Source organism: Methanothermus sociabilis (genome assembly GCF_055392295.1).
This window is the reverse complement of record NZ_AP042467.1, coordinates 1,152,095-1,165,991: the sequence shown is the minus strand read 5'-3', so window position 1 is coordinate 1,165,991 and position 13,897 is coordinate 1,152,095. Positions and strand designations below refer to the sequence as shown.

Below are 13,897 nucleotides of genomic sequence, written 5' to 3'. Positions count from 1 at the left end.
AGTTAAAATGATTAAATCTGCAATAGTTCTTTGTGGTGGTAAAAGTAGAAGAATGGGGCAAGATAAAGGATTATTAAAAATTAATGGTCGTCCTATGATATTGCACGTTATAAATTCTCTAAAAAATTTTGTGGATGAAATAATAGTTGTATTAAGAGATGAAAAGCAAAAAAATAAATATAAAAAAGTCCTTAATAATTTAAAATCTCTAAAAATTGTAACTGATGAGGTAAAAGATCAAGGACCATTAATGGGAATATTTACAGGATTAAAATATGTTAAGTCTGATTATTCATTGGTTGTTCCATGTGATTCGCCATTTATCAATGGAAAGTTCATAAAAAACATGCTTAATTTTTTATCTAAGGACTTAGGAGCTGAAGCTGTAGTTCCTAAACATGCAAATGGAAAAATAGAACCACTTCATGCTCTCTACCATAAGAGTGTAAGAAAAAAAATACATAAAAAAATAACAAAGAATGAAAGAAGTGTCACATCATTTGTTAAGGAGATCAATGCTATCTTTGTCTCTGCTGAAGAACTGGACCCATCATTGAAAAGTTTTAAAAATTTAAACACGCCATCACAAATATCATAGATGTATACGTTTTGGGTTCCGTCCAGTTTCTAAAATGAATTCATTCATAGTTTCAATTATTTGAATATATTCATGTTTTTTGAATTTAACTCCATTCAAAACAATATATTTGGGCAATGTACCGTTCTGATCCTTAAATTCTAGTATTTCATTGATGAACTCTCGATATTCCTCTATTCTCATACTTTCCATTTTATCAGCCGGTACCAATATCTGTTCTTTATTAGTAGCTAAATTATAACCTATATATAAATTTTCACATTGGCACAAAAAACTTAGGTAAGGTAATAATTTTCTGTGAGGTAGATATAGTGAAGAAAAAAATTAGTCAAAATATAGAGGAGTATTTAGAGACAATATATAGGCTGTGTCAGAAATATTCTTATGCAAAAACTTCATCGATTTCAAAAAATCTTGGCGTTGCTCCTGCCAGCGTGACCCAAATGTTAATAAAACTTAAAAGAGATAATTACGTTAAATATAATCCATATAAAGGAGCTAAATTAACAAACAAAGGTATAAAGGTTGCAGAAAATATTATTAGGAAACACCAACTATTAGAAAAATTTCTATATGAAATTCTTGGAATAGAGAAAAAATTTGTGCATGAATATGCATGTAAGATGGAACATAATCTACCTGATGAAGTGGAAAGAAAATTATGCCAGTTTTTGAAATTTCCAACCTGTTGTCCTCATGGAAGGGTAATTCCTGCATGTAACTTCAATTTCAAAACATGTGTTGAATGTACTAAATCTAAAAACTTTAATTATAGAGATTTAATTCTTGTCCCACTTGTTTATATGCAAGAAGGAAAAAGAGCGGTCATTTCATTTATCAGGGGTAATGAAAAATTTGTTAAAAATGTAATGGATTTGGGACTTAACATTGGAGATGAAATAAAAATAATTGAAAATAATCCAATTACAGGAATAATAGAAATAAAAACGTCTGAAAAAACTTTAGAAATTGAAAGAAAAGTAGCTGCAAATATTTTTTTAAATAGAAATAATAAAGAGAATCATGGATGAAAAAGTACTTTTAAATTTAAAAATAAATGGTGAAAGAATTAATCATAAAGTACTTGAAGGTCTAAGATATATTCACAAAACATGTTCTCAAAGAAAAGCTTCTGAGATATTAGGGATTTCTCCTCCTGCATTAAATAGATATATTCGAGAAACTGAAACCAAAATCGGAGAAAAATTAATTAAATCTAAAAATACTGGTTCTGAATTAACTAGTTTTGGCATGAAAATTTTAAAAATATATGATAGATATCTCAGCAGATTAAAAGATTTTGACAGAATTGTAGTGTGTGGAGGATATATTTCAAGCAACCTTATTGGGAAATTAGCTGAAAACCATGGCACAGATATTTTCATTTATGCAAGTAATGATTATGAAGCATTACAGATGGCAAGGAAATACATTCCAGATATTTTAACATTGGATGATCCACTATTAGCTTATAAAAATGACTTAAATTTTATTCCTATAGCTTATGATTATCTTTCTATAGTTTCAAAAAAGAAAATTAATAAGTTAGAAAAATTAGGAGAACTAAAATTTATTAATGTACCATATACTTCTCAGAGGTTTGGATTAGAAGTTTTGAAAGAGAAAAAAATAAAATGTAATATAGATGTTAAAATGAGGTCTCCTTATGATGCATTTTTCTTTGCAAAAGAAAAAGAAGATTTTTATACATTTTTGAATGCAAGTAAATTCCAGGGATCAAATTTATTGAAAAATGAAACTAGGCATGTGATAAGCATAATCCCAATAAAAGAAAAAAGAGAAATCAAAAGATTTATAGATTTCATTCTTGGAGAAGGACAGAAGATTGTAGAAAAGGAAGGATTTATAAGCATAAATAGGTGATATAATTGACAATCGATATTCTTGCGGTTGGACATACAGCATTTGATTATATTATGCAAGTGGAAGATTTTCCATCGCCAAATTCTTCAGTAAAGGTTGAAAAATTAGAAAATTTACATGGTGGTGCAGCTGCAAATGTTGCAGTTGCAGTTCAAAAATTAGGATTTAAATCAGGACTTGTGTCAGCAGTTGGAGAAGACTTTAAAAAAACAGAATATTATGAAAAATTAAAAAAGATGAATATAAATATGGAAGGAATAATAGAAATAGAAAATTATAAAACACCAAGAGCTTTTGTTGTTACGAACTCAAAAAACGATCAAATTAGTTATTTTTATTGGGGTGCGGCTGAAAAATTTGAAGATTTAGATCCGCCAAAAGAAGTTATAAAAAAAGCTAAAATTATTCATTTAGCAACTGGTAATCCAAAATTTAATATTCGTTGCGGTAAAATTGCAAAAAAATATAACAAAATAGTTTCTGCTGATCCTGGTCAAGACCTTTACTTATATTCATCAAAAAATTTGAAGGAAATGTTAAGTACTTGTGATATTCTCTTTGGTAATCATCATGAAATTAGGAAGATAAAGAAAAAAACTAATGAAAAAGATTTAAGAAAGTTAGGTCCTAAAATTGTAGTTGAAACTTATGGTAAAGAAGGTAGTATTATTCATTCAAAAAATATGATAAAAATAAAAGCTTTAGGTAGAAAAGTTGTTGATCCAACTGGAGCAGGAGATTCGTACAGAGCAGGATTTCTAGTATCATATCTGAAAGGAAATGACCTTGAAACTTGTGGAAAATTTGCAACAACAGTAGCATCGTTTGTAATAGAGTCTGAAGGTTCCCAAACCAACTTACCAACATTTGAAGATGTTAAATATCGTTATGAGAAGCATTGGGGCAAACTAAAATTTTTGGAGTGATATAATGACACAGATGGATGAAGCAAAAAAAGGTAAAGTAACAGAGGAAATGAAAAAAATAGCAAAAGATGAAAATGTGTCTGAGGAATTTGTTAGAAAATGTGTAGCTAAGGGTCTTATTGCAATTCCAAGCAATGTTAATCATGATGTAAAACCTGTAGGAATAGGTAAAGGTCTCAGAACTAAAGTTAATGCAACTATCGGAACATCAACAGATATAATTGATATAAATATGGAAAAAGAGAAAGCAAGAGTTGCAATGAAATATGGGGCAGATACATTAATGGAATTGTCAGTTGGCGGAAATTTAGATAAAATCAGAAGGGAAATTTTAAAAATAGCAGATATTCCTGTTGGTACGGTACCTGTCTACCAGGCAGCAATTGAAGCTATAAGAAAGCGTGGATCAGCGATATATATGGATGAAGATTTAATTTTTAAAACTATTGAAAAACAGGCAAAAGATGGCGCTGATTTCATGGCAATACATTGTAGTGTTAATAAAGAAACATTGAAAAGATTGAAAAGGCAAGGTAGGGCAGGAGGATTGGTTAGTAGAGGTGGAGCATTTATTTCTGCATGGATAGTGGAAAATGGTAAAGAAAATCCTTTATATGAGAATTTTGATTATGTTTTAGAAATTGCCAAAGAATATGATTTTGTAATTTCTTTAGCAAATGGAATGAGGTCTGGTGCTATTGCCGATGCTAACGATAGGGCACAAATGCAGGAACTTATAGTGCTAGGAGAACTTGTTGATAAAGCAAGAGAATTTGGTGTACAAACGATTGTAGAGGGTCCTGGTCATATTCCAATAAATGAAATAAAGGCAAATGTAATAATGCAGAAGAAATTATGTAGGGATGCCCCATATTATATGTTAGGTCCAGTTGTTACTGATATTGCACCTGGATATGATCATATAGTTTCATCGATTGGAGCTGCATTGTCAGCTGCAGCAGGTGCAGATTTTATATGTTATGTTACACCTGCAGAACATTTGGCATTGCCATATCCTGAAGATGTTAAACAAGGAGTCATAGCAACCAGAATTGGTGCATATGTTGGTGATATGGCTAAGGGAATCCACCATGGCGAACAAGATCTTAAAATGGCACATGCAAGAAAAAATTTAGATTGGGAAAAGCAATTTGAAATTGCAATGTGTCCTAAAGATGCAAAAAAAATAAGAAATGAAAGACCTCCAGCAGATCCTGAGACATGCACCATGTGTGGAAAATATTGTTCAGTTAAAATTATAAACAAATGGCTTGAGGAATGAAAGGGTGGTTCTTTGCAACACTGGATAGAAAGGATTGCATCAGATTTAAAAAAGAAAAACGTTAAAAAACATGTCATAGCAAGTGGAACTTCTATATCTGGGGCAATTCACATAGGAAACTCATGCGATGTTTTTATTGCTCATGCAATAACTAAAAATTTAAAAAAAGAAGGGATAGACGCTGAATTGGTATGGGTAGCCGACGATTATGATCCTCTTCGTAAAGTTCCTTATCCTTTACCTAAAGAATATAAGAAATATCTTGGAGTTCCATATTCAGAAATACCTTGCCCAGATGGCTGTTGCGAAAGTTTTGCAGAACATTTCAAAAAACCATTCTTGGATGCAATGAAAAAATTTAACATAGACATGAAGATATTTTCAGGAGCGGAAATGTATAAAACTGGCATTTATGAAGATTACATTCGTGAATCATTAAATAAGGCATCTGAGATAAGAAAAATATTCAATAAATATCGTGAAACTCCTCTCAGTGAAGATTGGTTGCCTTACAATCCTATTTGTGATAAATGTGGAAGAATAGGAACAACTGAAAGTTATAAATTCAAAGATGACATTGTTTACTACAGATGTAAATGTGGTTATGAAGGCGAAAGTGACATTAAAGAAGGAAGAGGAAAATTGACGTGGAGGGTTGAATGGGCTGCAAGATGGAAAATATTGAATGTGACTTGTGAACCATTTGGAAAGGATCATGCAGCAAGTGGCGGGTCATATGATGTAAGTAGCGAAATTTCTAAGGAAATTTTTGACTACCCTCCACCATATCCAGTACCATATGAATGGATAAGTTTCAAAGGTAGGGCAATGTCAAAGTCTAAAGGTATTTTCTTTACACCGAAGCAATGGTTAGAAATAGCTCCGCCAGAAACTCTTAATTACTTTATATTTAGGAGCAAACCAATGAAACATAGAGATTTTGATCCTGGATTCCCGTTCCTCAATTTAATGGAGCAGTTTGAAAGAGTTGAAAGAATATATTATGGTGAAGAGGAAGCTGCGTCTGAGCAAGAAGAAGAAAAGTTAAAGAAGATATATGAGGTGTCTGTAGATAAAATAGAGGATGAGATACCTTTCAGACCACCTTATAAATTTATGGTTGTAGCATGTCAGATAGCATCAGACATGGAAAAATTATACAATATTTTAAAAAGAAATTCACAATTACCTAAGAGGTTAGAAAATAAAGAATTTAATGAATTAAATGAAAAAGATAAAAAATATTTAGAGGAAAGAGTAAGACATGTTAGAAATTGGTTAGATAAATATGCACCAGAGTCAGTAAAGTTTGAAGTCCAAAAAGAACTTCCTAAAGTAAAACTTTCAGAAAAACAAATAAAATTTTTAAATGAATTAGCAAAGGTCATTGAATCTGAAGAGCTAAATGCTGTGGAATTACACAATAGAATATATGACATAATGAGAGAACATGGATTAAATGCTAAAGAAGCATTTCAGGCTATCTATAAAGTATTAATTGGCAAGAAAAGAGGTCCAAGAGCAGCTTCATTTATATTGTCACTAGACAAAAATTTTGTTGTTAAGAGGTTCCGTCTAGAAGCTTAAAGGTGAAAATATGGAAATTTTAGATCCACTTGCAGAAAGTGCAATGAAAACTGTTAAAATCAATGAAATATCGAATGTAAATACTGTTTCTTTGGTAGATAATACAAAACCAAATGCAGATATCATATTAAAGACAATAGAAAAATTTTTAGAAGTGAAAAAGACATTATGGGTTAGAAAACCTGCTGGTGCTCCTGCAAACGAAAAACAGATTAAAAACATGGAAAAGGGTGATCTTTGCATATTAGCAGTTGGTGATTGTGGGTCATGTACAACATGGCTGATTTTAGATGCAATAAAGTTAGAAAAAAGAGGAATACCAACAATATCAATTTGTTCAAGTAAATTTAAAAATTTTGCTGAAAATTTGGCTAAAGCTTATGGTGCAAAAAATTTAAGAATATTAGATATTCCACATCCTATAGCTGGGAAGAAGAAAGAAGAAATTAAAAAAGAAGTAAAAAAGATTATTCCAAAATTAAATAAATTAATTAGCCAACAAAAATAGGTTTATCTTTCATTTCTTCAAGATTTTGAATTATTCTTTCAACCTGAGAATAAGGAATTGCAACCATAACATCTTTATCATCTAGATTTTTCATATGTTTTCTTGATCCTATATCAGCAAAACCATATACAATTTTTCCTGTGAGGTATGGTAGGGCAGCCATAGCACTACAAATTGGACCTGCTCCAGCACCTTTTGCAGTTGAAATACCATCATATTCACTGGCATGTAATAATTTCATAGCCTGTGTTGCATTGCATATAACAATCACTACATCTGGCTTAAATTTTGCTTTATTTAATGGTGCAAACAAAATGTAAGAAAAAATACCATATTCAATTGCAATATTTTTATACCAGGATTTTTGCACAGCTTGGACACTTTTATGGACTCCTAGTTTAACAAGGAATTCTCCACTCCTAATTTCTTTTGGAAATTTTTTAGGATCTTTCATGCCTGTGTATTTTCCTCCTCCGAAACATTCCTCATCTTCAGATGTTGAATAAAATATCTCACCTTCTAATACTTTATCTATTTTTTCACAAAATCTAGATTTTTCTCCTCTTTTAATATTTTCTGGTTTTTTCGTTGACCAGGCTATTGCAACAGGAGTCTTTTTCAAATCCAAAAGTTCTGTAAATTTCTCAATTTCCATAAAATTACCTCAAAAAATAAAAAAGGAAGGAAAAAAATTATTTTCCAGTGACTTCTCCCGTTCCTCCTAATGCAGCCTCGATCTGTGCCATTATTTGTTGTGTTCTGAAATGTTTCTGATCCATTGCTCCAGATGGACATGCTGCTGCACATGTTCCGCATCCTTTACATAAAGCTACGGTTACATGTGCCTTTCCTTCTTTTAATTCAATTGCTCCAAATGGACACAACTCCACACAAACTCCACATCCACCACAAATATCTTCATTTACAGTGGCAACGATTGGCTCAATTAAAACTTCTCCTTTAGACATTGGAATGGCAGCTCTTGATGCTGCACCTGATGCCTGAGCTACAGCATCGGGAATATCTTTTGGACCTTGTGCAACACCTGCAAGATATATACCATCAGTGTGTGTATCAACTGGTCTTAATTTTGGATGTGCTTCCATAAAGAATCCGTCTGGAGACTTTGATAATCCTAATGTCTGTCTTAATTCTTCAATTCCTTCAGGTGGTACAAGTCCTACACAAAGTACAACTAGATCATATGTATATTCAGTTGTTTTTCCAAGTAGAGTATCTTCGGCTCTTATTGTTAAAGTTTTATCAGGGTTTTCTATTATTTCTGCTGGTCGTCCTCTAATGAATTTTATACCATATTTCTCTTGTGAACGTTTATAGAATTCTTCAAATCCTTTACCAAATGCTCGTATATCCATGTAATAACATGTAATTTCTGTATCTGGTTTTTTCTCTTTTATTAATTGTGCATTTTTCATTGCATACATACAACAAACTCTTGAACAATATGGATTACCAACTTTTTCATCCCTAGATCCTACACAATGAATGAATGCAACTCTCTTTGGTTTTTTGCCATCAGAAGGTCTTACAACTTTACCTTCAGTTGGACCTGATGCGTTTATCAATCTTTCAAGCTCAATACTTGTTATTACGTTGTCATACACTCCATATCCATACTCATATTTCTCGCTAGGATCATATGGATCATAACCGGTAGCAACTATTATTGTTCCTACTTCAAGTTCAATTTCTTCTGGTTTTTGATCATGCTTTATAGCGCCTCTTTCACAAACTTGGTCACACAGATTACACTCAATACAGTAGTCTTTGTTAATGGTTGCACAAAGAGGCACTGCTTGTGGGAATGGGATATATATAGCTTTGCTCATTCCCATTCCTTCATCAAAATAATTTGGAACTTCTATAGGACATACTTCTATGCAGGATCCACAACCCGTACATAAATCTTCATCTACATATCTTGGTTTCTTTTCAACTGTTACTTTAAAGTTACCTACGTAACCATCAACCTTCTTTACTTCTGCATAACTTATCAATTCTATATTTTCATGCTTTCCAACATCCACCATTTTAGGTGCTAAAATACAAATTGAACAATCCAAAGTTGGGAATGTCTTGTCTAACTGTGCCATTCTTCCTCCAATGGTAGGTTTCTTTTCAACTAAATATACTTTATATCCCATATCAGCTAAATCTAAAGCTGCTTGTATGCCTGCTACTCCACCACCTATGACCATCGCTTTTCTTGTGACTGGAACTTTCTCAAATTCAAGAGGTTCTAACAATCTTGCCTTTGCAACTGCCATTCTGACTAAATCTTTGGCTTTTTCTGTAGCAGCTTCTGGATCATCCATATGTACCCAAGAATCTTGTTCTCTTATATTTGCAAACTCAAATAGGAATGGATTCAATCCAGCTTCTTCTACACATCTTCTAAATGTAGGTTCATGAAGACGAGGTGAGCAAGCTGCAACCACAACCCTATTTACTCCTAATTCTTTAATATCTCTCTGTATCTCCTCTTGCCCTGGGTCAGAGCAGTAATACTTATAATCCCTAGCAACTACAACATTTGGAAGTGTTTCTGCATATTCTCGAACAGCTTTTACATCGATTACACCTGCAATATTTACACCACAATGGCAGATATATACACCAACTCTTGGTTCTTCTGATTTTTTCTCAGCCATAAAAATCACCAAATAATAGTTATTTTTGTGGATGATTATGACGTCATCATAAATAAAATTTTCCATTTTTTCTTAAGAATTAAATATATAAGTTTGGATCGATCGTTTAAAAGTGTTCATTTTAGTAAAAAAATTACAAAGGGGATTGTAATAAGGCTTAATAACGTTGTTGTAAAGACACAAATAGCAGTCAGTTCTGGATTAAGTCTATACCTAACAGATAATACAATACTTAACATTGCTGACGGCATTGCACTTTCAACAATCAAAACTTTTTTTTCTAATCCATATATTCCCAGAAGATTTGTCAGAAATGTGGCTAAAAGAGGTGAGAATAATAATCTTAATAAACTTACGAAAGTAATGTTACCTTTGTATTTATTTATCCTGTGAAATTTAAGTGACAAACCTAAAGATAACATTATAAGAGGAACTGTAGCATTGCCAAGATAATGTAATGTATCAAGTAATGGTGAATAAATTTTTAAATGTGTTAGATTTGCAATTACACCTAAAATCATTGCGATTAATGGTGGAAATGAAGTAACATGTTTAAAAACACTTCTTAAATTTATTTTTTCATTGCTAAATATCATGCCAAGTATTATTCCAAAAATTATGAAAGACAAAACAGATCCCATATCATAAAATATTGCTCTTAGTAGACCTGTAATCCCATAAACTCCTAAAACAATAGGATATCCTAAAAACCCAGAATTTACAAGTCCAGATGGTACTACGATACTCCACAGATCTTTTTTATTTTGACGCCGTAATTTACACCATAAAAAAGCAATACTCCCTGTAACAAATGTTATAAAAAGTGAGACTAAAGTTAAAGGTAATAAATTAAAAATATCAAACTTACTTTTATAAATTGAAATAAAAATCAATGAAGGTATTGCTAAGTTAACTACTATCTTGTTTAGAATTGTAGAATCTTCTGTTTTTAATAAATTTAAACGTCTTGCAAAATATCCAATACCAATGACTAAAATTATCGAAATTATTGTTTCAGTTGATCCCATAAATTCACCAAAAAAAGAAAAAAATTAATTAATCTACAATTCCTTCCTCAGTTATTTTGAATACACATTCACCTTCTGGAAGGTATGGACTATCAACAAGTCTTGCTATCCTTTTTCCGGCAGCTCCTTTTTTAAGCCATATCCTATATGTTGCTGCATGTCCTAACACATGCCCACCAATAGCCTTAGTTGGACTTCCGAAAAATGCATCAGGCCTTGCCTGGACTTGGTTAGTTACAAAAACAGCTATATTATATGTAGTAGCCAAATTTTGTAAAGTGTGTAAATGTTGGTTTAATTTTTGCTGTCTTGTAGCTAAAGCTTCTCTACCTACATACTCAGCTCTGAAATGGGATGTCAGGGAATCCACAATTACTAATCTTATATTTTTACCTTCTTGGATAAGATCATTTACTTTTTCAGCCATCAAAATTTGATGACTTGAATTGAATGCTCGCGCCACATAAATATTTTTCAATACTTTTTTAGTATCTAATTTAAAATGTTTGGCAATTTGCTCAATTCTTTCAGGCCTAAAAGTATTTTCAGTGTCAATAAACACGGCTTCTGCTTCTAATCCACCCTTTTCAATAGGTAATTGTACAGTTACTGCCAATTCATGAGCAAGCTGACTTTTACCTGATCCAAACTCGCCAAACACCTCAGTTATAGATTGCGTTTCTATTCCACCACCTATTAAATCATCTAATGCTTTACTACCTGTGGTAATCCTACCAACATTTTTTCGCCTTTCTACAACATCCAATGCTGTTTCAAAATCTATTTTTTCTATTTTTCTAGCGGCTGCAATTATTTTTTCTGCTATTCCTTCACCAATTTCAGCTTTCACTGCCAATTCTTTTGGAGTTGCAGTAGCTATTCTCATTATGTCTCCAAATCCAGCATCGCGTAATTTTTTGGCAGTTTTTTGACCCACGTTAGGTAAATTTTCTAACTCTGTCATTTTTATCTCCTTATATTATAGTTCCTTTTTAATTATTTTTCGGGGAATGAACGTGAGTTCTCCAGTATATTCATCTGCACTCACATATCCCAAAAGAGTTACGTCTATTCCTTCAAAACTTTTAATTCTATCTTCTAATGCATTTTCTTCTCCAACTTCGTTGATTATTTCGACAATTTCTTCAGTTTTCATCTCAATCAATTCTTCAGCCTCTCTCCTGAAAAATACCACACGTATTTCTCCAGTGTCATTGACAAGCTTAGCAGGTATCACTAGTAAATGTTCTGGTTCATCGATTGGTTCACCACAGAAATTACATACAGATTCTTCAGTTATATCTATACGTTCATGACAATTTGGACAACGGTAGGATATTGGTCTACTACCTGAAATTTCTACAATTTTCCCAGTTATTCTTACGTTCCTATCTCCAGGTTCTAAATCCTTAATATCTTTTTTTGGCCAATGTAAATCCACCAGTTCTTCAAGTTTTGGAATATCCTTTGCATCTTTCAATACTTTTATTTCTGATGACCTACCTACTCTTAATTCCAACCTTTCATTTCTTAAAACAACTCTTGGATTATAAATTTCAACTACATTTCCAATGTCGAGTGGTAGATTATATTTATCATCCCAAAGTGAAACTTCGATTGTACCTGTTTTATCTGCAACTTCCATTCTTCTAAACTTGATAATTGAACCATCTTCTCTTTGATTTTCAGCAATTTCGCCAATATCAATAATACGTCCAATAATTTTTATGTGCCTATCATCTCTTTCAAGATCTTTTATATTTTTTGTTACAAAAATCTTTTTCTCAAGTTCCTCAAGAGATGGAACTGCCGTATTTTCTTTTCGAATGACTCGAGATGTTTTTCCAACACTTAATTCAACACCATAACTTCCTATTCTAATACGCGCATTTTCTATTTGTAGTACATCACCTATATCTATCTTTTCAGAGGCTTTATCATCCCAAAATGAAGCTCTTATAATTCCAGTTTCATCAGCTATTTCCACAGATCTCACTATACCAATACCGTCATCTCTTTGAAATTCACGAGGTTCACTTACACTTATAACCCTACCTAGTACATCTACTTCTTCACCTTCTTCACTATCCATTTCTAATATTGTACCTATTTTCTTTGGTTTTAATTCATTTTTATATTCTTTTAAAAGATTTGATAATTCATTACTTATATTTTCAGGGTTAATTTCTATCCTAGTGTTCCAATTTGTATTTATACAATAGGAAGATGTAAAGTCATCAAATACAACATTTCCTCCAACTACTTTAATTACATCTCCTTTATTAATTTTTAATTTTGCATCTTCTCCCCAAAGTTTTACATATGTAGATCCAGTATCATCCTTTATTTTAATTGATTTTACAGCTCCTTTTGTTCCATCGGGTCTTTCAAATTTAACAATATCTTGGACTTTTGTAACCAATCCAATTACAGTTACATCACGTTCTTCACTATGGAGCTCTCCAATTTTATGTACTTTAGGTTTAAATTTGGGTACGTCATAATCACCTTTTTCTATTCTACTCAAACCACCATGACTTAAATAAATTTCATCATCTCGTTCTCTAACTTGAGCTCCAAGTATTTTCACAGCGTCTCCTTCTTTAAGTTTTAAATCATTGATTATATCTACGTCCCTATTCCAAAGTAAATATCTTATCTCACCACTATCATCTTTTAATTTTATTGCTGCCATTTTTCCTTCTTTACCATCCCGTTTATATGTCCTTATAGGAGATATATGTACTATACGTCCCATAACATTGACTTCTGATTGATCTCCAGTAATTTCACCGATTTTTATGAATTTTTCCTCATATTCAGGAAATTCTGGATATTCTTCTGCTTTTAATTTTTTTATTTCTGATCTTGGCTGTAAATGTACTTCTTTTCTACCACCAAACCCTCTTTTAGCTTCAACACCTTTTATTTCAATTATGTCTCCTTCATTTATTTTCTCAAGTAAAGGAATATTTTCTGTCCAAAATACAGCTCTAATTTCTCCTGTATCATCTGCTAATAATACGTTTGCTACCTTACCTTCTTTACCTCTTTGATCTACAAACTTCCTAGGATTTGATATTCTCATTACTCTACCTTTAACTGTCAAATTTTCAGCACCTTCTTCAATTTTAGATATTTTATCCATCGCAAATTCTTCTTTATCAGATAAATATTCGTTTTTTCCCTCTAAAAATTCACTTACTACCAATTCAGCTATTTCTTCGTCGTTACTATCTTTCATAAATCCAATATCTTCAAATTCTTTTTTCTTTTTTTCTATCAGTTCTAAAAATTCTTCTTCTGATATTTTGTCTTTAATTTTTTCGTATTTTTCTCTTAATTTTTTATTCAAAGTTTGGCCTCCTGCACATAACACTGGGACATAAATAACAAAAATCTATTGTGTAAA

General features: G+C 31.9%; 13 protein-coding genes. 7 read left to right on the top strand and 6 right to left on the bottom strand.

Annotated features, from left to right (window positions below; all coding sequences use genetic code 11):
- The first annotated feature begins 7 nt into the window (after positions 1 to 7).
- Positions 8 to 598 (top strand): molybdenum cofactor guanylyltransferase, encoded by a 591-nt coding sequence (locus tag ACZ5LY_RS06325; protein ID WP_464577463.1) that lies wholly within the window; start codon positions 8 to 10, stop codon positions 596 to 598.
- Here ACZ5LY_RS06325 and ACZ5LY_RS06320 read toward each other — a convergent pair.
- Positions 593 to 781 carry a pseudomurein-binding protein gene (locus tag ACZ5LY_RS06320; protein WP_464577461.1) on the bottom strand — a complete coding sequence of 63 codons (189 nt, stop codon included), beginning with the start codon at positions 779 to 781 and terminating at the stop codon, positions 593 to 595. The two genes, ACZ5LY_RS06325 and ACZ5LY_RS06320, sit on opposite strands and share 6 nt — an antisense overlap.
- A 128-nt stretch (positions 782 to 909) precedes the next feature.
- Between ACZ5LY_RS06320 and ACZ5LY_RS06315 the strand changes: the two genes are divergently transcribed.
- From ACZ5LY_RS06315 to ACZ5LY_RS06290, 6 genes are read left to right on the top strand one after another with little or no spacing between them, the layout of a single operon-like run.
- Positions 910 to 1,629 (top strand): metal-dependent transcriptional regulator, encoded by a 720-nt coding sequence (locus ACZ5LY_RS06315; RefSeq protein WP_013413272.1) that lies wholly within the window; start codon positions 910 to 912, stop codon positions 1,627 to 1,629.
- Positions 1,622 to 2,482 (top strand): helix-turn-helix domain-containing protein, encoded by an 861-nt coding sequence (locus ACZ5LY_RS06310; protein WP_013413271.1) that lies wholly within the window; start codon positions 1,622 to 1,624, stop codon positions 2,480 to 2,482. Before ACZ5LY_RS06315 ends, ACZ5LY_RS06310 begins: the two co-directional genes overlap by 8 nt.
- Before the next feature lie 5 nt (positions 2,483 to 2,487).
- Complete coding sequence (locus ACZ5LY_RS06305; RefSeq protein WP_013413270.1) at positions 2,488 to 3,408, top strand: carbohydrate kinase family protein; 921 nt, start codon at positions 2,488 to 2,490, stop codon at positions 3,406 to 3,408.
- A gap of 4 nt (positions 3,409 to 3,412) precedes the next feature.
- Positions 3,413 to 4,690 (top strand): phosphomethylpyrimidine synthase, encoded by a 1,278-nt coding sequence (gene thiC, locus ACZ5LY_RS06300; protein ID WP_464577458.1) that lies wholly within the window; start codon positions 3,413 to 3,415, stop codon positions 4,688 to 4,690.
- Between the two features lie 12 nt (positions 4,691 to 4,702).
- The gene (gene lysS / locus ACZ5LY_RS06295) at positions 4,703 to 6,277 is read left to right on the top strand and encodes a lysine--tRNA ligase (RefSeq protein WP_464577456.1); all 1,575 of its coding nucleotides are present in this window, start codon (positions 4,703 to 4,705) and stop codon (positions 6,275 to 6,277) included.
- 10 nt (positions 6,278 to 6,287) lie between these two features.
- Positions 6,288 to 6,785, top strand: coding sequence for a UGSC family (seleno)protein (locus ACZ5LY_RS06290; RefSeq protein ID WP_013413267.1), 498 nt, complete (start codon positions 6,288 to 6,290; stop codon positions 6,783 to 6,785).
- Here the strand turns inward: ACZ5LY_RS06290 and ACZ5LY_RS06285 are convergent.
- From ACZ5LY_RS06285 to ACZ5LY_RS06265, 5 genes are all read right to left on the bottom strand, one after another.
- Positions 6,769 to 7,440, bottom strand: coding sequence for a DUF169 domain-containing protein (locus ACZ5LY_RS06285; RefSeq protein ID WP_464577454.1), 672 nt, complete (start codon positions 7,438 to 7,440; stop codon positions 6,769 to 6,771). The genes ACZ5LY_RS06290 and ACZ5LY_RS06285 overlap by 17 nt on opposite strands.
- 37 nt (positions 7,441 to 7,477) lie before the next feature.
- Positions 7,478 to 9,457, bottom strand: coding sequence for a 4Fe-4S binding protein (locus tag ACZ5LY_RS06280; RefSeq protein WP_048060534.1), 1,980 nt, complete (start codon positions 9,455 to 9,457; stop codon positions 7,478 to 7,480).
- Between the two features lie 116 nt (positions 9,458 to 9,573).
- Complete coding sequence (locus ACZ5LY_RS06275) at positions 9,574 to 10,485, bottom strand: AEC family transporter (protein ID WP_013413264.1); 912 nt, start codon at positions 10,483 to 10,485, stop codon at positions 9,574 to 9,576.
- A gap of 28 nt (positions 10,486 to 10,513) precedes the next feature.
- Entirely contained in the window at positions 10,514 to 11,449 is a 936-nt protein-coding gene (gene radA / locus ACZ5LY_RS06270; RefSeq protein ID WP_013413263.1) for a DNA repair and recombination protein RadA, read from the bottom strand.
- Positions 11,450 to 11,464: 15 nt separating this feature from the next.
- Positions 11,465 to 13,840 (bottom strand): OB-fold nucleic acid binding domain-containing protein, encoded by a 2,376-nt coding sequence (locus ACZ5LY_RS06265; RefSeq protein WP_464577451.1) that lies wholly within the window; start codon positions 13,838 to 13,840, stop codon positions 11,465 to 11,467.
- Between the last annotated feature and the right edge of the window lie 57 nt (positions 13,841 to 13,897).

Excerpts from the sequence above, each read along its gene's own strand:
- ACZ5LY_RS06290 (WP_013413267.1), top strand. The coding sequence starts at position 6,288 with ATGGAAATTTTAGATCCACTTGCAGAAAGTGCAATGAAAACTGTTAAA.
- ACZ5LY_RS06285 (WP_464577454.1), bottom strand. The coding sequence starts at position 7,440 with ATGGAAATTGAGAAATTTACAGAACTTTTGGATTTGAAAAAGACTCCT.
- ACZ5LY_RS06280 (WP_048060534.1), bottom strand. The coding sequence starts at position 9,457 with ATGGCTGAGAAAAAATCAGAAGAACCAAGAGTTGGTGTATATATCTGC.
- ACZ5LY_RS06275 (WP_013413264.1), bottom strand. The coding sequence starts at position 10,485 with ATGGGATCAACTGAAACAATAATTTCGATAATTTTAGTCATTGGTATT.
- ACZ5LY_RS06325 (WP_464577463.1), top strand. The coding sequence starts at position 8 with ATGATTAAATCTGCAATAGTTCTTTGTGGTGGTAAAAGTAGAAGAATG.
- ACZ5LY_RS06320 (WP_464577461.1), bottom strand. The coding sequence starts at position 781 with ATGAGAATAGAGGAATATCGAGAGTTCATCAATGAAATACTAGAATTT.
- radA (WP_013413263.1), bottom strand. The coding sequence starts at position 11,449 with ATGACAGAGTTAGAAAATTTACCTAACGTGGGTCAAAAAACTGCCAAA.
- thiC (WP_464577458.1), top strand. The coding sequence starts at position 3,413 with ATGACACAGATGGATGAAGCAAAAAAAGGTAAAGTAACAGAGGAAATG.
- ACZ5LY_RS06310 (WP_013413271.1), top strand. The coding sequence starts at position 1,622 with ATGGATGAAAAAGTACTTTTAAATTTAAAAATAAATGGTGAAAGAATT.